Annotated in this window: 18 protein-coding genes; 6 read left to right on the top strand and 12 right to left on the bottom strand. The window is 67.5% G+C overall.

What is annotated here, in order from left to right; genetic code table 11:
- Nucleotides 1-175: 175 nt before the first annotated feature.
- Complete coding sequence (locus Q0326_RS09480; RefSeq protein ID WP_298689519.1) at nt 176-652, top strand: peroxiredoxin; 477 nt, start codon at nt 176-178, stop codon at nt 650-652.
- A 39-nt stretch (nt 653-691) separates the two neighbouring features.
- Here the strand turns inward: Q0326_RS09480 and Q0326_RS09475 are convergent, their stop codons facing one another.
- From Q0326_RS09475 to Q0326_RS09465, 3 genes are all read right to left on the bottom strand, one after another.
- On the bottom strand, nt 692-1,888 hold the full coding sequence (locus Q0326_RS09475; RefSeq protein WP_298689517.1) for a GGDEF domain-containing protein: 1,197 nt from the start codon (nt 1,886-1,888) through the stop codon (nt 692-694).
- 62 nt (nt 1,889-1,950) lie between these two features.
- Complete coding sequence (locus tag Q0326_RS09470) at nt 1,951-2,733, bottom strand: alpha/beta fold hydrolase (RefSeq protein WP_298689515.1); 783 nt, start codon at nt 2,731-2,733, stop codon at nt 1,951-1,953.
- The gene (locus tag Q0326_RS09465) at nt 2,714-3,160 is read right to left on the bottom strand and encodes a GFA family protein (protein ID WP_298689513.1); all 447 of its coding nucleotides are present in this window, start codon (nt 3,158-3,160) and stop codon (nt 2,714-2,716) included. Before Q0326_RS09465 ends, Q0326_RS09470 begins: the two co-directional genes overlap by 20 nt.
- 175 nt (nt 3,161-3,335) lie before the next feature.
- Between Q0326_RS09465 and Q0326_RS09460 the strand changes: the two genes are divergently transcribed.
- Nucleotides 3,336-3,695, top strand: coding sequence for a hypothetical protein (locus Q0326_RS09460; protein ID WP_298689511.1), 360 nt, complete (start codon nt 3,336-3,338; stop codon nt 3,693-3,695).
- A 58-nt stretch (nt 3,696-3,753) separates the two neighbouring features.
- Here the strand turns inward: Q0326_RS09460 and Q0326_RS09455 are convergent, their stop codons facing one another.
- The 8 genes from Q0326_RS09455 to ffh form a co-directional block, all read right to left on the bottom strand.
- Nucleotides 3,754-4,782, bottom strand: a complete 1,029-nt coding sequence (locus tag Q0326_RS09455) for an aspartate-semialdehyde dehydrogenase (RefSeq protein ID WP_298689508.1) — start codon at nt 4,780-4,782, stop codon at nt 3,754-3,756.
- Between the two features lie 165 nt (nt 4,783-4,947).
- Nucleotides 4,948-7,191 carry a S9 family peptidase gene (locus Q0326_RS09450; RefSeq protein ID WP_298689506.1) on the bottom strand — a complete coding sequence of 748 codons (2,244 nt, stop codon included), beginning with the start codon at nt 7,189-7,191 and terminating at the stop codon, nt 4,948-4,950.
- A gap of 338 nt (nt 7,192-7,529) precedes the next feature.
- On the bottom strand, nt 7,530-7,910 hold the full coding sequence (gene rplS, locus Q0326_RS09445; RefSeq protein ID WP_298689504.1) for a 50S ribosomal protein L19: 381 nt from the start codon (nt 7,908-7,910) through the stop codon (nt 7,530-7,532).
- Nucleotides 7,907-8,650 (bottom strand): tRNA (guanosine(37)-N1)-methyltransferase TrmD, encoded by a 744-nt coding sequence (gene trmD / locus Q0326_RS09440; RefSeq protein WP_298689502.1) that lies wholly within the window; start codon nt 8,648-8,650, stop codon nt 7,907-7,909. The genes rplS and trmD overlap by 4 nt, the downstream gene beginning before the upstream one ends.
- Before the next feature lie 100 nt (nt 8,651-8,750).
- Nucleotides 8,751-9,068, bottom strand: a complete 318-nt coding sequence (locus Q0326_RS09435) for a hypothetical protein (RefSeq protein WP_298689500.1) — start codon at nt 9,066-9,068, stop codon at nt 8,751-8,753.
- Nucleotides 9,068-9,544, bottom strand: a complete 477-nt coding sequence (rimM, locus tag Q0326_RS09430) for a ribosome maturation factor RimM (protein ID WP_298689498.1) — start codon at nt 9,542-9,544, stop codon at nt 9,068-9,070. Before rimM ends, Q0326_RS09435 begins: the two co-directional genes overlap by 1 nt.
- A gap of 206 nt (nt 9,545-9,750) precedes the next feature.
- Nucleotides 9,751-10,200: a 30S ribosomal protein S16 gene (gene rpsP / locus Q0326_RS09425; RefSeq protein ID WP_298689496.1), complete on the bottom strand. Its 450-nt coding sequence runs from the start codon at nt 10,198-10,200 to the stop codon at nt 9,751-9,753.
- Nucleotides 10,201-10,327: 127 nt separating this feature from the next.
- Nucleotides 10,328-11,815 carry a signal recognition particle protein gene (gene ffh, locus Q0326_RS09420; RefSeq protein ID WP_298689492.1) on the bottom strand — a complete coding sequence of 496 codons (1,488 nt, stop codon included), beginning with the start codon at nt 11,813-11,815 and terminating at the stop codon, nt 10,328-10,330.
- 213 nt (nt 11,816-12,028) lie between these two features.
- Between ffh and dapF the strand changes: the two genes are divergently transcribed.
- From dapF to Q0326_RS09400, 4 genes are all read left to right on the top strand, one after another.
- A complete protein-coding gene (gene dapF / locus Q0326_RS09415) occupies nt 12,029-12,847 on the top strand; it encodes a diaminopimelate epimerase (protein ID WP_298689490.1) in 819 nt (272 codons plus the stop codon).
- Nucleotides 12,844-14,343: a tRNA (N(6)-L-threonylcarbamoyladenosine(37)-C(2))-methylthiotransferase MtaB gene (gene mtaB, locus Q0326_RS09410; protein ID WP_298689488.1), complete on the top strand. Its 1,500-nt coding sequence runs from the start codon at nt 12,844-12,846 to the stop codon at nt 14,341-14,343. Before dapF ends, mtaB begins: the two co-directional genes overlap by 4 nt.
- 43 nt (nt 14,344-14,386) lie before the next feature.
- Nucleotides 14,387-15,355 (top strand): signal recognition particle-docking protein FtsY, encoded by a 969-nt coding sequence (gene ftsY / locus Q0326_RS09405; RefSeq protein ID WP_298689486.1) that lies wholly within the window; start codon nt 14,387-14,389, stop codon nt 15,353-15,355.
- A gap of 134 nt (nt 15,356-15,489) precedes the next feature.
- A complete protein-coding gene (locus Q0326_RS09400; RefSeq protein WP_298689484.1) occupies nt 15,490-16,107 on the top strand; it encodes an inner membrane-spanning protein YciB in 618 nt (205 codons plus the stop codon).
- Nucleotides 16,108-16,211: 104 nt separating this feature from the next.
- On the opposite strand, the gene Q0326_RS09395 is transcribed toward Q0326_RS09400, so the two are convergent.
- Nucleotides 16,212-16,838, bottom strand: coding sequence for a superoxide dismutase (locus Q0326_RS09395; protein ID WP_298689482.1), 627 nt, complete (start codon nt 16,836-16,838; stop codon nt 16,212-16,214).
- Between the last annotated feature and the right edge of the window lie 197 nt (nt 16,839-17,035).

Here is a 17,035-nt window from a genome sequence, read left to right as displayed (position 1 = left end):
CCGCTGTTCCGTGCGCTGCCCGCCGTCCCCCGCCCGCTGCTGAGCTGGCGGCGGCGGCAGGAGGACGCGGAACGCTGACCGCGCGTCGGCGGTTGGCGGTCGGTCGGTGCTGGGCTAGGTCCGCATCGTCTCCCCTCAACGGCCGGCCAACGGCTCCCTTCCAAGGATCCCCACGATGACGATCAAGATCGGCGATACGCTTCCCGACGCGACCTTCTCGACCATGACCGAGCACGGGCCCGAGCCGGTCGGCAAGGAGTTCTTCGCAGGCAAAACGGTGGCGCTGTTTGCGCTGCCCGGCGCCTTCACGCCGACCTGCTCGGCCAAGCATCTCCCCGGCTTCATCGACAAGGCCGCCGACCTCAAGGCCAAGGGCGTCGACGCGATCGCCTGCACCTCGGTCAACGACGTGTTCGTGATGGGCGCCTGGGCCAAGGCCAACAATGCCGAGGGCATCACCATGCTCGCCGACGGCAATGGTGATTTCGCCAAGGCGGTCGACCTCACCATGGACGGCTCGAAATTCGGCATGGGCACGCGTAGCCAGCGCTATTCGATGCTGGTCGTCGATGGCGTGGTCAAGCAGCTCAACGTCGAGTCCGGCGGCGAGTTCAAGGTCAGCGCCGCCGACTATCTGCTCGGCCAGCTCTGAGCCCAACCGCGAACCGGCCGGGTCGCGTGATCCGGCCGTTCAGGCGACGCGGCGTGTCACCGCGCGCAGCGCCGTGGCGGTCGCCGCCGCGGCCAGCGTGATCCGGTCGCGCCCCGTCATCTTCGAATCGTAGAGCGCCCGGTCGGCGCGGCCCATCGCATCCGACAGCGTGTCGCCGCGCTGATCGAGCAGCGCGATGCCGAAGCTGGCGGTGATCCGCGCCGACGGGACGAGATCGCGCACCGCCGCATCGAGCCCCGCCCGGATCCGCTCGATCGCCTCGATCGCCTCGCTGCCGCCGGTGTCGGGCAGCACCAGCACGAACTCTTCGCCACCCATCCGGCCGAACAGATCGCCCTCGCGGATCGTCTTGCCGACATGGCTGGCGAAACATTGCAGCACAGCATCGCCGACGCCGTGGCCGAAGCGGTCGTTGATCGTCTTGAAGCGGTCGAGGTCCGCCATCACCACCGCCAGCGTGCGTGCATGGCGCTTGCTCTGCGCGACAAGCGGCACCGCCGCCTGCTCGAAGCCGCGGCGGTTGAGGATGCCGGTCAGCGGATCGCTCGCCGCGAGCTGCCGCATGCCGTCTGCAAGGTCGGCCGCGAGCAGGAACATCGCGAACAGCCCGACCCCGAACAGCCCGGTCGGCACGCCCAGCAGCAGCATGAGCCGGTAGAGCCGATAGCTGAGGTCCGCCGGGCCAGATGCGCACAGCGCCACGATGCCGAGCAGAAGATCATAGCCCGCAAAGCTCGCCAGCATCCAGAACGCCGCCCCACCCGTCCGCCGTCGCCCGTCCTGCGGATCCGCGCGCAACGACAGCGCCGAAACGATCAGCATCGCGGCGCAGAAGAAGACGATCAGCGCGCGGACGAAGCCGGCATGGGTCGACCAGATCACCACCCAGCCGGCCAGCACCGAGACCGCCGCACCGATCATGATGATCAGCTCGGCGCGTTCGGGGAGCCCGACCCGTCGCCGGAAACCGAGCGCGATCAGCGCGAAGCAGCCGATCGACGTCAGGCTCGCGAGCAGCGTCAGAGGGGTATCGAAGGCCGGCATCCAGGCGCTGAGCAGATTGACCGCCCAGGTCGCCGTCGACAGGCCGAAGGCGGCGGACCAGATCGCCGCATGGCGTTCACGCCCGAAACAATGCCAGGCCATCGCCAATGCCACGCACAGCAGCAGACTGGTCGCCGTCAGGCTCGACAGTATGATGGCGGTGGAATCCATGCCGCCTGTATCGCGCCATGCCGGTGAATGATTCGCTAAATACTGATCCAGATTGATAAATGTTACGCGAGCGTGACAAAATCGGCGATCGCCTCGCCGAGTTCCCGCTTGGTCACCGCACTCATATGGTTGCCGGGGATCGGGACGTGGACCCCAGCCGGCAGCGCGTCGGCAAGCGCCCGCGCCGAGCCATTGTCGTCGTCGTCGACGCCGGCGACGACCAACGTCGGCGTGTCGATGCCGCGGACCACGTCGAGCGGCGTGTCGGTGAAGGTGTCGAGCACGTGGAGCAGCGCCACCGGATCGCCGCCGACGGTCTTGAGGAAGGCTTCCGCCATCCATTCGTTCGAGCCCCGCGCGAAGCTGCCGAGGTTGGTCAGTATGTTGCGGAAATGACTACCGCGTCCGCCGGTGTCGACGATCCCGGCGAGCCCCATCCCGCCGACGATCGCGCGCCGCGGCGTGGCACCCCGCGCGAGCATCCGCATCGTCGTGCGCCCGCCCAGCGAATAGCCGCCGAGGTCATAGTCGGTCAGCCCGAGACGAGCGATCAAGGCGAAGCCGTCGTCGGCGAGCGCATCGCGCGGATAGGCGGCGGAATCGTGCGGCTTGGCGCTGTCGCCATGGCCGCGCAGGTCGGGCATGATCACGCGGTAGCCGCACGCCGCGAGGCGCGCGGCATGGCCGTAGCGGATCCAATTGACCTCGGCGGTCGAGAAGAAGCCGTGGATCAGCACGATCGGCCGCCCGCCGCCGCCGGCCGGCGCGATCTCGCGCCAGGCGATCTCGACGCCGTCGAAGCTGGCGAACCGATGGACGGTCGGATCAGTCGGGGAGCTTGCCAAGGGCCTTCTTCCATCTGTCGGCGACGGGCGCATGCTCGTCGAGCCGTGTGCCGGGCAAATGCGACACATCCATCCACGCCGGCAGCGCGGTCTCGATCGAGAAATGGGAGGTCGGGCGGAAACGTGTCGGATCGTCGAACGAGCCGACGGTGAGGTCCATAGCGTCGCCGTCGAGGAACTGGAAGCCGAGCGGCGTCCCGCACACCTTACAGAAGGGCCGTCTGGCGATCGGCGAGGATTGATAATAGTCGGGCGATGTCGCGGTCCACGTCACATCGGCGAGCGCGACCTGCTTGAATGCGATCGAGATGCCACCGGTCGCGCGGCGGCACATGCCGCAATGGCAGACATACGCCTCGTCGTTCGCAATCGCGGCGGCGTAGCGCACCCGCCCGCATTGGCAGCCGCCTGTCATCGTGTCGGTCATTCTCGCCTCCCGCATCGCCCTGCGATCTGATCGGATGCTCCGCAGTCGTCCACCGGACAGCGGGATCCGCCTGACCGATATTTGAGCGGGGCAGGCCATTGCTGCAATGCACCGCAAGATTGGTCTTTAAGTTCATGGTAAAGAATGACAAACATGCCGATCTTCGGAGGATCACATGGCCAGGTACGAAATCGAACGCGATGTTTCGGATGCCCTCGTCATCTGTCGCGTCGAAGGCGAATTGGACGACAGCATGACCTCGCGCATGGCGCAGGACTGTCGCGCCGAACTGATCAGGGCGCGCCACGATTTCAGCACGCTCCGCGTCCTGTTCGACAATAGCCGCGGCACCGTGGCATCGCCGAGTTCCGCCAAGATCATGGCGGACGCGATGGGCGATCTGTGGCGCGAGGGCGACCGCACCGCGGTGGTCACCGCCGACAGCCTCAGCAAGGTCCGCGCGAAGCAGACGATGCGCGACGGCGGCATGGTCTTCATCTCGGAGAAGGCCGCGCGGATGTGGCTGGCCGCCTGATCCGGCGGACCGATCCGCTCGATGGCCGACAGCGCGACCACCGAGCGGACGATGACCGTTACGCCGCCTTATGGAGGTGGCGCCGCCCGAGCAGTTCGGCGATCTGCACCGCGTTGAGCGCCGCGCCCTTGCGCAGATTGTCCGAGACGCACCACAGCACGAGGCCGTTGTCGACGGTCGGGTCCTCGCGGACGCGGCTGACGAAGGTGGCGAACTCGCCGACGCACTCGATCGGCGTCGTGTAGCCGCCGTCCTCGCGCTTATCGATCAGCATGATGCCGGGCGCCTCGCGCAGGATGTCCTGCGCCTGCTTGGCCGAAATCTCGTTTTCGAACTCGATGTTGATCGCCTCGCTATGGCCGACGAACACCGGCACGCGCACGCAGGTCGCGACCACCTTGATCTTGGGATCGAGGATTTTCTTGGTCTCGACGACCATCTTCCACTCTTCCTTGGTGAAGCCGTCGTCGAGGAAGCTGTCGATGTGCGGGATCACGTTGAACGCGATCTGCTTGGTGAACTTCTTCGGCTCGGCCGAATCGCCGACGAAGATGTTGCGGCTCTGCTCGAACAGCTCGTCCATCCCCGCCTTGCCCGCGCCCGACACCGACTGGTAGGTCGAGACGACGACGCGCGTGATCTTGGCGAAATCGTGCAGCGGCTTGAGCGCCACGACCATCTGCGCAGTCGAGCAATTGGGGTTGGCGATGATGTTCTTGCGGGCGTAGCCCTCGATCGCATCCGGGTTCACCTCGGGCACGATCAGCGGCACGTCGGGATCCATCCGGTAGAGCGACGAATTGTCGATCACCGTGCAGCCCGCCTTGGCGAAGCGCGGCGCGTGGATCTTGGTCGCCTCCGAGCCGATCGCAAACAGCGCCATGTCCCAGCCGGTCGGATCGAAATGGTCGATATTCTTGATCGTCAGCATCTTGCCGGTGTCGCCGAATTCGACCTGCGTGCCCTGCGAGCGGCTGCTGGCGACAACCGCGATCTCATCGATCGGAAATTCGCGCTCCGCCAGGATCGCGAGCATCTCGCGCCCGACATTGCCGGTGGCTCCCGCCACGACGATCCGATACCCCATGTCAAAACTCCAAGTGCGAATATTGCGCGCCCGCGCATAGTCGCTTGGCGCTTGTTGTCCAAGAGGCTTGCGGTTCCCCTCCCTGAAAGGGAGGGGTTAGGGGTGGGTTCGTCTCAGGATAGGGTAGCGCCAGCCCCAGGCGAACCCACCCCCGTCCCCTCCCTTTCAGGGAGGGGTGAGTTCGTGAAGCACCTTGTCGTCCAGAAACCGCTCGATCGTCTTCTCGACATGCGCCTGCCGGCCCTCGCCCGCGATGTGGTGGGTCTGGCCGACGTACAGCATCATGTCGAAGGGCGTGTCGGTCTCCTGCAGTTTGTTGATCAGCGCCGCCGAATTCTCGAACACGACATTGTCGTCGGAGAGCCCGTGCATCAGCAGCATCGGCGTCTTGATCGACGGCGCCTGCGCGATCGCGTCCGATCCCGCATAGACGCCAGGCACGGCCGTCGGATCGCCGAGATAGCGTTCGGTATAATGCGTGTCATAGAGTTCCCAGCGCGTCACCGGCGCGCCCGACACCCCCGCCGCATAGAGGCCTGGGGGTGCGGTCTCGAGCATCTTGAGCGTCATATAGCCGCCGTAGGACCAGCCGAAGATCGCGATCTTCTTCGGATCGACGAATTTTTGGCTCTGCAGCCAGCGCGCGCCGGTCGCCTGGTCGGCAACCTCGACGCTGCCCATCGCATGATAGATCTGGTTGCCGAAGGCAGTGCCGCGATTGGCCGAGCCGCGATTGTCGATCTGGAAATAGATCCAGCCCTTCGACACCCAATATTGCGGCAGCGGCCCCATCCAGCTGCGCTTGACCTGCTGCGACCCCGGGCCGCCATAATGTTCGAAGAACACCGGATAGTGCTTGCCCGGCACGAGCTTGGGGGTGATCATCTCATAGTGGAGATCGCTGCCGTCGGCGGCCTTGATCGTGCCGTAGGTCACCGGCCGATGCGCGGCGAGATAGGGTGCATAGGGGTGCGCCGCGTCGAGCCTGTTCTCCTCGATCCACGACACGCGCCTGCCGGTCGCGTCGGCCAGATAGACCTGCGACGGCTGGCTGGGGCTCGAGCGGGTGACGAGCAGGTGCGTCGCCGCCTTGTCCATCACCGCGTCGTTCCAATAGCCGCGCTCGGTGATCCGCTGCGGCTCACCCGGGTGGAGATAGTCGATCGTGTAGATCTGGCTTTCGAGCACGTCGTCCTTATTGGCCGCGAAGAACAGCCGGTGCTGCGCCTCGTCGACACCGATCACGCCGGTCGAGTGGCTCTGGCCGTTCATCTCGACGGTCCAGTCGCCGTGGGTGAGCTGCGTCCATACGCCATCGGCATAGCGGTAGAGATGCATATAGCCGCTACGCTCCGAACCCCAGATCAGGCTGCCGTCGGCGAGCGGGCGGAAATCGTCGGTGAGGTTGACCCAGGTCTTCGAGGTCTCGCTGAACAGGGTCCTCGACGCACCCGTCGCGGGGTCGACGGCGAGCAGGTCGAGCGTCTTCTGGTCGCGGCTCTGGCGCTGGACGTAGAGCGTGCGCCCGTCCTTCGACCAGTCGACGCGCGCGACATAGATGTCGGGATCGGCGCCGAGATCGACCTTCTGGCGATGCGAGCCGTCGGCGGACATGACCGTCAGCGACACCGCGACATTGGGCGTGCCCGCGGCGGGATAGCGCTGGTCGAAGGTCTTTGTGCCGTCGGCGCCGATCGCGGCGCGCGTGACCGTCTTGACCTTGGCTTCATCGTAGCATTCGACCGCGACATGGCCGTCGCCCGGCGCCCACCAGGTGCCGGTGGTGCGGTCCATCTCCTCCTGCGCGACGAACTCGGCGGTGCCGCAGGTGACGGTGCCCCCGCCCTCCTTGGTAAGCGGCTTCTCCCTGCCGGTGGTGAGATCGAGCGCGATCAGATTCTGGTCGCGGACGAAGCTGACATAGCGCCCGCCCTCGGAGACGTGCGCGTCGATCTCCGACTGCGGCGTGTCGGTCAGCCGGCGCACCGATCCGTCGAGGCCGGCCAGATAGAGATCGCCGTCGATCGGGACGAGGATGGTCTTGCCGTCGGGCGCCCAATCATAGTCGACGATGCCCTTGGTGCCGCCGACGCGCGCGCGCTCGCGCCGCATCTTTTCGGCCTCGGAAATCTCGGCGCCTGAACCGACGCGCTTGCTGTCGACCAGCATGCGCTGCGCACCAGCGGTCGTGTCGACCGCCCACAGATCGTAGCGCTCGCGCTCGTCGGCGCGCGGCTTGAGCAATGTCGCGAGCCTGCCGTCGGGCGAGAGCTGCACGTCGCGCGGGGTCGGGCCGGACAGCGACGGGCTCGCATAGATGCGATCGAGGGTCAGCGGTTTCTGCGGGACACCAGTCGTGGCGGGAGCGGCGGCGACGAGAAGCGGCAGGGCGAGGAGGATATGGCGCATGAGGTGCTGGTAGCATTCTTCCCCTCTCCCGCAAGGGAGAGGGAGGGGCCCAGCCGCAGGCTGGGAGGGTGAGGGCACGCAGCGCCCGAGGGGACGTGGCCCCCCCCCCCCCCCCCCCCGCGGCGCGCCTTCCCCCCCCCCCGCGAGGGGGGGGGGGGGGGGCCCAGCCAGGGGGGTGGGGGGGTGGGGACACGCAGCGCCCGAGGGGACGTGCCCTCACCCTCCCACCGCTGCGCGGCGGGCCCCTCCCTCTCCCCCGCAGGGGAGAGGGGCAAAGAAAAGGGCGCCGGCGGCTTCCGCCACCGACGCCCCTCATCAGCCCGCGAGGGCCAAAGGCGTTACGCCTTGACCTTCTCGCGATTGTCCTTGCGCTCGGCGATACGCGCCGACTTGCCGGTGCGGCCGCGCAGATAATAGAGCTTGGCGCGACGCACGACACCGCGGCGCACGACGTCGATCGAATCGACGTTGGGCGAATAGAGCGGGAAGACGCGCTCGACGCCCTCGCCGAACGAGATTTTGCGGACGGTGAAGCTCGAACCCATGCCGCGGTTGGCGCGCGCGATGCACACGCCCTCGAATGCCTGGACGCGGGTGCGCTCGCCTTCGACGACCTTGACGCCGACCTTGATCGTGTCGCCGGGGCGGAATTCGGGGATCTTCTTGGTTTCGTTGAAATGCGCGATGGCCTCGGCCTCGAGCGTCTGGATCAGGTTCATGACTTCGTCCCGTCTTCGTGCCGCGCGCCAGAGGGCGACCGACCCGGCGCGCCACCGTGGCGCTCCCAAAGGTCCGGCCGCCTTAGCCGTGTGATGGTCTCGGCCTCGGCTTTACGCCAGGCGTCGATCCTCGCATGATCCCCCGATCGCAGCACCTGCGGGATCGTGCGCCCTTCCCATGTCGTGGGTCGGGTATAATGCGGATATTCGAGTAGCCCCGTCTCGAAGCTCTCGTCATCCCCGCTGGAAGCCGCGCCCATTACGCCGGGAAGCAGCCGGATGCAAGCGTCGAGCAGCGTCAGCGCGGCCATCTCGCCGCCCGACAGGATATAGTCGCCGATCGACACCTCCTCGATGGCGCGTGCGTCGAACAGCCGCTGGTCGATGCCCTCGAAGCGGCCGCAGAGGATGAGCGCGCCGGGGCCGTCCGCGAGGCGCCTGACGCGCGCCTGCGCGAGCGGCGCACCGCGCGGCGTCATGGCCAGAATCGGGAGCGCGGGGTGGCGTGCGGCGGTGGCGTCGAGCGCGGTCGCGAGCACGTCGGCGCGCATCACCATGCCCGCGCCGCCGCCGGCCGGCGTGTCGTCGACCGAGCGGTGCCTGTCGGCGGCGAAGTCGCGGATCTGGACCGCATCGAGCGCCCACTTGCCCTCCGCCAGCGCGCGGCCGGCGAGGCTGGTGCCCAGCGGCCCGGGAAACATCTCGGGATAGAGGGTGAGGACGGCGGCGGTGAAGCTCATCGCATTTCCATTCCCCGGCGTACGCCGGGGTCCAGGGCTTCAGGCGGCAGCGTTTGGGGCTCTGGGCCCCGGCGTGCGCCGGGGAACGAGAAGAACATGCTCATCGCCGACGCGTCCAGCGCGCCACCAAGCTCCCCCACACCACGCCGACCAGCCACAGTACGACATAGGATACCGCCATCCGCACGACGATGCCGGTCGAGGCCTCGTCCCAATTCGGCAGATGCTGTTGTCGCATCCAAGCGAGGAAGCCGGTGATCGCCATCGCGAAGCAGAAGATCGGCACCGGCGCGGGCGCGACGAACCGGTATAGTCGCAGACGCGCCGGGAAGCGCCGCGCGACGCTCCACATCAACAGCCCGGTAAACGCGAACTGCGCTGCGAGCATCAGGAAGAAGATCTGCGCGGCCGGATCCATCAGGCGTCCACGAACTCGGCGTGCACGCGGATCGGCGGCCCGAGATCGTCGACCCCGGCCGCGACCGGCACGAGGAAGCGCTTGCCGTCGGGGCGCTCGATCTCGATCAGGTCGCCCGCGCCGTAATTCTCGACCGCGACGATGCGGCCGAGCGCGGTGCCGTCGGTGGAGACGGCGTCCTGGTCGAGCAGGTCGGCATGATAATATTCGCCGTCGGCGAGCGGCGGCAGCGCGTCGCGCGAAACGGTAAGCGGCGTGCCGCGCAGCGCCTCGGCGGCGGTGCGGTCGGTCACCTCGGCGAAGCGCGCGACCGCGCCATTGGGGCCGGGGCGCACCGACTTGAGCGTCAGCGTCGCCTCGCCCGCCTGAAGCCGCGGGTACTGCGCGAGGTCGTCGGTGAACAGCTTGAGGCGGAGTTCGCCCTGGATGCCGTGCGCGCCGACGACGGCAGCCAATGTAACGCGCGTGTCTGTCACCGGCCTACACCCCGTTCGTGCTGAGCGAAGTCGAAGCACCCCCATTCCGCCTGAGCGCAGTCGAAGGCCACGCGCGGACGGTGGCTGCACTTCGACTGCGCTCAGTACGAACGGTGTTTCCGCCCGTGTCCTGTCCTTCGACTTCGCTCAGGACGAACGGGTGGGGAGAGAGCCTGGCGCTCCTTTTGAAGCGCCAGGCCAAGGCATCACGCCTCGCTGGTCTCTTCCGCAGGCGTCTCGGCCGGAGCCGCTTCCGCCGCCGGCTCTTCCTTCGGTGCCGCCGCTGCAGCAGCCGCAGCCTCAGCCGCCTCGTTCGCCGCGGTCACCTTGGCGGCGCGCTCCTCGGCGCGCTCCTTGGCCTTGTCGCCGGCTTCGCCCTTCTTGAGGTTCGAGCGCGCGGCGCGCTCCTTGATGCCGGCGGCATCGAGGAAGCGGGCAACGCGATCGGTCGGCTGCGCGCCGACCGACAGCCAATGCTTGGCGCGCTCGCCGTCGAGGATCACGCGCTTCTCGTCGCCCTTGGGGAGCATCGGATTGTAGGTGCCGATCTTCTCGAGAAAGGCGCCATCGCGCGGCGCGGTCGAGTTGGCGACGACGATGCGGTAATAAGGACGCTTCTTGGCACCACCACGCGACAGACGGATCGAAACGGACATGCTGTAATTCCTTCTACTGATTTCTATCCGTCATCCGGACTTGATCCGGGATCCAAGGCTTCGGGCGGGGTCGCCTGTGGGCCTGGATCCTGACGTTCGGCGGGATGACGACGGTTGTTGAACTAACTCACTTCTTCTTCATGAAATTCTCGAAGCCGGGTGGCAGCCCCTGCCCGCCGGGCAAACCCGGCAGACCGCCGAGACCGCCCGCGCCGCCGCCCGGGGGCATCCCGCCGCCCGGTCCGCCCAGACCGCCGAGGCCACCCATGCCCCCGCCGCCCTTGCCGAACATGGCGGCGAGCCCCTTGAGGCCGCCCATCTTCTTCATCTTCTTCATCATCGTCGCCATTTCCTGATGCATCTTCAGGATCTTGTTGACGTCCTGCACGGTGGTGCCGGAGCCCTTGGCGACGCGGATCTTGCGCTTGGCGTTGAGCAGCTCGGGCTTCGCCCGCTCCTTGGGCGTCATCGAGCCGATGATCGCGTCCATGTGGATCAGGATCTTGTCATCGACCTGCCCGTTCGCCATCGCGTTCTTCACCTTGGCGATGCCGGGCAGCATCGACGCGAGCGCGCCGAGACCGCCCATCTTGCGCATCTGGGTCAGCTGGCCGCGCAGATCGTTGAGGTCGAACTGCCCCTTGGACATGCGCTCGGCGAGCTTCTCGGCATCCTCCGCCTTGATGCTCTCCGCCGCGCGTTCGACCAGCGACACGACGTCGCCCATGCCGAGGATGCGGCCGGCAACGCGCGACGGCTGGAACAGCTCGAGCCCGTCGAGCTTTTCCCCCGTGCCGACGAACTTGATCGGCTTGCCCGTCACCGCGCGCATCGACAGCGCCGCGCCGCCGCGCGCATCGCCGTCCATCCGGGTCAGCACGACGCCGGTGAGCGGCACCTGGTCGGAAAAGTTCTTGGCGACGTTGACCGCGTCCTGGCCGGTCAGCGCATCGACGACGAGGAGTATCTCGGTCGGCCGGGTGACGTCGGCGACCGCCTTCATCTCGTCCATCAGCGCCTGATCGACATGCAGTCGGCCCGCGGTGTCGAGCATCAGCACGTCGAAGCCCTGGAGCTTGGCGGCGTTGAGCGCGCGGCGCGCGATGTCGACGGGCTGCTGGCCCTCGACGATCGGCAGCGTCGCGACCTCGGCCTGGACGCCCAGCACCGCAAGCTGCTCCTGCGCTGCAGGACGGTTGACGTCGAGTGAGGCGAGCAACACCTTCTTGCGGCCGCGCTCGCGCAGGCGCTTGGCGATCTTGGCAGTGGTGGTGGTCTTGCCCGAGCCCTGCAGGCCGACCATCATCACGATCGCGGGCGGGGTGACGTCGAGCTGGAGATCGGAGGCTTCCGAGCCGAGCATCTCGGTCAGCGCGTCGTTGACGATCTTGACGACCTGCTGGCCGGGCGTGATCGAGCGCAGCACCGACTGGCCGATCGCGGCCTCGGTCACCTTGTCGACGAAATCCCGCACCACGGGCAGCGCGACATCGGCCTCGAGCAGCGCGATCCGCACCTCGCGCAGCGCCGCGCGCACGTCCGCCTCGTTGAGCGCACCGCGACCGCGCAGGCGATCGAAGACCCCACCCAGCCTTTCGCTCAGACTCTCGAACATACGCACCGGCTCCTGTGTCCTGGGGATCGCGATAAGCCCAACGCACAAAGCGCCGGCGGGCGAAACTCGCCGGCCGGCGGGCGCACGGTCCGAAACCGGGCGCTGGAGCCATCACGAACCTGTCGGAACGATCGCCGGCCGGATAGACCGGTGCGCGGTGAAACGCAAGCGGCGGTGGACTTGACCCGGCGCACTGCCTAGATCGCGCGCATCATGGCGCAACGCTTCCACAAGATGCACGGTCTCGGCAACGACTTCGTCGTGTTCGACGCGCGCGAAGCGCCGCTGGTGATGGGGCCCGCGCGCGCGCAGGCGATCGCCGACCGGCACAGCGGCGTCGGCTGCGACCAGCTGATCCTGATCGAGCGGTCGCGCGTCGCCGACGCGCGTATGCGGATCTGGAACGCCGATGGCGGCGAGGTCGCGGCGTGCGGCAATGCGACTCGCTGCGTCGCGCTGCTGCTCGGCGGCACGCCCGCGATCGAGACGCTGGGCGGCATCCTGTCGAGCGAAGCGATCGCCGGCGGCGCCAGCGTCGACATGGGCGCGCCGCGCTTCGGCTGGGATGCGGTGCCGCTCGCTTATGCAATGGACACGGCGGCATTGCCGCTGGCGTGGGACGGGCTCGCGCCGATCATGGCACCGATCGCGCTCAGCGTGGGCAATCCGCACATCATCTTCTTCGTGCCCGACCTCGACGCGCCCGATCTCGCCGCGATCGGGCCGACGATCGAGCACGACCCGGTCTTCCCCGAGCGGATCAACGTCAATCTCGCCACGATCGACTCGCCCGATCGCATCCGCCTGCGGGTCTGGGAGCGCGGTGCGGGCCTGACGCGCGCCTGCGGCACCGGCGCGTGCGCGACCGCGGTCGCGGCGATCCGCTCGGGGCGTGCCCGGAGCGGCGTTACGGTGGCGCTGCCCGGCGGCGAATTGGTGATCGACTGGCAGCCCGGCGGCACGATCCGCATGACCGGGCCCGCCACCCACGTCTTCACGGGCGAACTCGACATGGCCGCCTTCCCGGCATGAGCGGCCCCGAGCTGATCACGCTGGGCTGCCGTCTCAACGCCGCCGAGAGCGAGGCCATGCGCGGGCTTGCGGCGGGTCAGGACGATCTGGTCATCATCAACAGCTGCGCGGTGACCGGCGAAGCGGTGCGCCAGGCGCGCAAGGCGGTGCGCGCTGCAGCCAAGCGCCGGCCGGGCGCGCGGATCGTGGTGACGGGCTGCGCGGCGCAGCTCGATCCGGCGATGTTCGCGGTCATGCCCGAAGTGAGCGCGGTGGTGGGCAATCGGGAGAAGCGCGAGGCGGCGTCCTTCAACCTTCCCCCGTTCGTCCCGAGCGAAGTCGAGGGACAAGACGCAGACGCGTCGCCCGAAGCCGGTCCCTCGACTGCGCTCGGGACGAACGGATTACGGGAGGGCACGTCCACGCCCCCCACCCCATTCGCACTGAGCGCAGTCGAAGTGCGTGACCCAGGCGCCGCGCCCGTAATACGTCCTTCGACTGCGCTCAGGACGAACGGGGTTTGGGGGTCGCACGAAGATGGAGGCGTGGGTGCACACAAGATCCGCGTCTCCGACATCCTCGCCGCCACCGACACCGCCCCCCACCTCGCCGCCGGCTTCGGCACCCGCGCGCGCGCCTTCGTCGAGGTGCAGACCGGGTGCGACCATCGCTGCACCTTCTGCATCATCCCCTATGCGCGCGGCCCAAGCCGTTCGGTCCCGGCCGGCGGCGTGATCGAGCGCATCCGCGCGCTCGTCGCCGACGGCTATCGCGAGATCGTGCTGACCGGCGTCGACACGACCAGCTACGGCCCCGACCTGCCTGGCCATCAGAGCCTCGGTCAGCTCGTCGAGCGCGTGCTGACGCTGGTGCCCGAGCTGCCGCGGCTGCGGCTGTCCTCGCTCGACTCGATCGAGATCGACGACCGGCTGTTCGCGCTGCTCACCCAGGAACCCCGCCTCCAGCCGCATCTTCACCTGTCGCTACAGGCCGGCGACGACAAAGTGCTCAAGCGGATGAAGCGGCGTCACAGCCGCGCGCAAGCGGTGGCGATGGTCGAGCGGCTCAAGGCGGCGCGCCCCGAGATCGCGATCGGCGCCGACCTGATCGCCGGCTTCCCGACCGAGACGGAACAGCAGGCGCTCAACACGCTGGCGTTGCTCGACGATTGCGACATCGTGCTCGGCCACATCTTCCCCTATTCCGTCCGCGCCGGCACCCCCGCTGCACGGATGCCGCAGCACGACGCCGCGACGATCCGCGCCCGCGCGGCGCGTCTGCGCGACGCCGCCGATGCGCGCCGCGCCGCCTGGTTGAGCACCCTCGTCGGGACGACGCAGTCGGTGCTGGTCGAGCGGCTCGACGGCCGCGGGCACGCCGGCAATTACGCCCCCATCCGCCTCGCCTCGGGCGCGGCGCCATGGGGGGCCACCACCAACCGCGTCCGCCGCGGCGACGTCGTGTCGATGCGCGTGAGCCATGTCGAGGATGGCATGCTCGTGGGAGAGACGCGTTGAACCATATCGTGCCCCGGCGTTCGCCGGGGAACAGGAAGATCAGATGACCGACACCCCCGAACCGACCAAGCGCGTACCGCATACGGTGATCTGGCACGACAAGCTTGCAGCGGGCTTCCGTCGCACAACCGAGAAGCTCGGCGGCAACCTCGCGGGCCTGCTCACCAAGGAGAAGCTCGACCGGCAGACGCTCGACGAGATCGAGGAGGCGCTGATCGCCTCCGATCTCGGACCGGTCACCGCGGCACGCGTGCGCGAACGGCTCGAGGACGAGCGCTATGACAAGGGCATCGACGAGGCCGGCATCCGCGCGGTCGTCGCCGACGAGGTCGCCAAGATCCTGCGCCCGGTCGCCAAGCCGCTCGAGATCGAGGCGTTCCCGCGTCCGCAGGTGATCCTCGTGATCGGCGTCAACGGCTCCGGCAAGACGACGACGATCGCCAAGCTCGCGCATCTGCTCCAGGAGCAGGACTATCAGGTGATGCTGGTCGCCGGCGACACGTTCCGGGCGGCGGCGATCGGGCAGCTCAAGGTCTGGGCGGAACGGATCGGGGTGCCGATCATCTCGGGCAAGGAAGGCGGCGACGCGGCCAGCCTGGTCTGGGAGGGCGTCAAGCAGGGCACCGCGATCGGCACCGACGTGCTGATCGTCGACACCGCCGGCCGCCTCCAGAACAAGGCCGGCTTGATGGACGAGCTGTCGAAGATCCGGCGCGTGCTGGGGCGGCTCAATCCGGCGGCGCCGCATGACGTGGTGCTCGTGCTCGATGCGACCACCGGCCAGAACGCGCTCAACCAGATCGAGATTTTCGGGCGTGACGCGGGCGTCACCGGGCTGGTGATGACCAAGCTCGACGGCACCGCCAAGGGCGGCGTGCTGGTCGCGGCGGCGGAGAAATTCGGGATGCCCATCCATGCGATCGGCGTCGGCGAGACGCTCGAGGATTTCCGGCCGTTCGATCCCGACGAGGTGGCGGGGCTGATCGCGGGGGTGACGCCACGGGTGAAGTAAGGGGCGGTTCACCCGAACGCCCTATACCGTTCGCACTGAGCGCAGTCGAAGTGCGTGCTACAAACGATACCGCCTGCCGCGCGTCCTTCGACTACGTGGGGACCAACGGTGAGAAGACAGGAAAGAGGATTGCCGTGAACAGCCCCACCGCCCGCCGGACCGAAGCCGGGCCGCTGCTCCGCCTCGCGCTCGATCTCGGGCCGCTGCTGGTCTATTTCGCGGCCTATTCGCTGACGCATAAGAACATCTTCGCCTCGACGGGGATCTTCATGGCGGCGACGGCGGTGGCAATGGTCTTCTCGCTGGTCCGCTTCGGGCGGATTTCGCCGATGCAATGGTTTTCGAGCGCGATGGTGCTGGTGCTCGGCGGACTGACGCTGTGGCTGCACGTCGACTGGTTCATCAAGATCAAGCCGACGCTCTACTATCTGATGGTGTCGGGCATCCTCTGGTTCGGCCTGTGGACGGGCAAGCCGACGCTCAAGCTCGCGCTGGGCACCGCCTATCCGGGGCTGGACGCGCGCGGCTGGACGCTGTTGTCGCGCAACTGGGCGCTGTTCTTCATCGCGATGGCAGTCGCCAACGAGCTCGTCTGGCGCAACAGCACGACGAGCTTCTGGATCGGCTACAAATTATGGGGCGCGGTGCCCGCGACGATGATCTTCGCGATGGCGAACATCCCGATGCTGATGAAGCATGGCCTTGGCGAAACGCCCGCCGAGGCGGTCGCCGACGGACCGCCTGCGGAATAATTTTCAAAACTCATCCCGGACCTATCCGGGATCCAGGGCTGCAGACCGTGTAGCCCGCAGCCCTGGATCCTGACGTTCGTCAGGATGACGATCGAGTTAGCGGATCAGGCCGGCTCTTGGTCGGCGCGGCTGGCACCTTCGCCATCGAGATTCTGCGACACGAAGTCCCAGTTGATCACATTCTTGAGCACCTTCTCGGCGAAGTCGGGGCGCGCGTTGCGATAGTCGATGTAATAGGCGTGCTCCCACACGTCGAGCGTGAGCAGCGGCTTCATGCCCTCATGCACCACCGGCGTGTCGGCGTCGTGCAGCGAGGTCACCTTGAGCGCGCCGCCGTCGAGCACCAGCCACGCCCAGCCGCTCGCGAAATGGCCGACGGCCTCTTCCTTGAGCTTGGCGATCAGCGCGTCCTGGCCGCCGAACTGCTCGATCAGCCCGGCGAGCTTCTCGCTCGGCTTGGTCGAACCGGCGGGCGCCAGGCACTGCCAGAAGAAGCTGTGGTTCCAGACCTGAGCGGCGTTGTTGAACAGGCCCTTGTCGCCGGTATCCTTGGCGAGCTTGGTGACCTCGATCAGCGTCTTGCCGCCGAGATTCTTCTCGGCCTCCCAGCCATTGACCTTCTGGACATAGGCATTGTGGTGCTTGCCATGATGATAGTCGAAGGTCTCGGCCGACATGATCGGATCGAGCGCGGTCTTCTCGAAGGGAAGCGGGGGAAGGACGAAGGCCATGCGGCATCTCCTGGTATCGTGGTTGAAAGCTCGTGGGCCCTAACGCGTCCCTTCGACAAAAGTGCAGCGAAAAGACCTGTTGCGAGCCATTATCAGAGAACGGAGCCGAAACGGTTGGGCGTGACGTATCTCTAGCCCGTTCACACTGAGCGAAGTCGAAGTGCGTCTTGCAAGTGCCACGCTCGGGGCATGTCCTT

This window comes from uncultured Sphingomonas sp. (genome assembly GCF_937859915.1).
GTDB lineage: Bacteria > Pseudomonadota > Alphaproteobacteria > Sphingomonadales > Sphingomonadaceae > Solisphingomonas.
Note: the sequence above shows the minus strand (reverse complement) of the source record. Positions and strands in the feature narration are given on the sequence as shown.

Excerpts from the sequence above, each read along its gene's own strand:
- Q0326_RS09480 (WP_298689519.1), top strand. The coding sequence starts at position 176 with ATGACGATCAAGATCGGCGATACGCTTCCCGACGCGACCTTCTCGACC.
- Q0326_RS09475 (WP_298689517.1), bottom strand. The coding sequence starts at position 1,888 with ATGGATTCCACCGCCATCATACTGTCGAGCCTGACGGCGACCAGTCTG.
- Q0326_RS09465 (WP_298689513.1), bottom strand. The coding sequence starts at position 3,160 with ATGACCGACACGATGACAGGCGGCTGCCAATGCGGGCGGGTGCGCTAC.
- Q0326_RS09460 (WP_298689511.1), top strand. The coding sequence starts at position 3,336 with ATGGCCAGGTACGAAATCGAACGCGATGTTTCGGATGCCCTCGTCATC.
- Q0326_RS09455 (WP_298689508.1), bottom strand. The coding sequence starts at position 4,782 with ATGGGGTATCGGATCGTCGTGGCGGGAGCCACCGGCAATGTCGGGCGC.
- Q0326_RS09450 (WP_298689506.1), bottom strand. The coding sequence starts at position 7,191 with ATGCGCCATATCCTCCTCGCCCTGCCGCTTCTCGTCGCCGCCGCTCCC.
- rplS (WP_298689504.1), bottom strand. The coding sequence starts at position 7,910 with ATGAACCTGATCCAGACGCTCGAGGCCGAGGCCATCGCGCATTTCAAC.
- trmD (WP_298689502.1), bottom strand. The coding sequence starts at position 8,650 with ATGAGCTTCACCGCCGCCGTCCTCACCCTCTATCCCGAGATGTTTCCC.
- Q0326_RS09435 (WP_298689500.1), bottom strand. The coding sequence starts at position 9,068 with ATGGATCCGGCCGCGCAGATCTTCTTCCTGATGCTCGCAGCGCAGTTC.
- rpsP (WP_298689496.1), bottom strand. The coding sequence starts at position 10,200 with ATGTCCGTTTCGATCCGTCTGTCGCGTGGTGGTGCCAAGAAGCGTCCT.
- ffh (WP_298689492.1), bottom strand. The coding sequence starts at position 11,815 with ATGTTCGAGAGTCTGAGCGAAAGGCTGGGTGGGGTCTTCGATCGCCTG.
- dapF (WP_298689490.1), top strand. The coding sequence starts at position 12,029 with ATGGCGCAACGCTTCCACAAGATGCACGGTCTCGGCAACGACTTCGTC.
- mtaB (WP_298689488.1), top strand. The coding sequence starts at position 12,844 with ATGAGCGGCCCCGAGCTGATCACGCTGGGCTGCCGTCTCAACGCCGCC.
- ftsY (WP_298689486.1), top strand. The coding sequence starts at position 14,387 with ATGACCGACACCCCCGAACCGACCAAGCGCGTACCGCATACGGTGATC.
- Q0326_RS09395 (WP_298689482.1), bottom strand. The coding sequence starts at position 16,838 with ATGGCCTTCGTCCTTCCCCCGCTTCCCTTCGAGAAGACCGCGCTCGAT.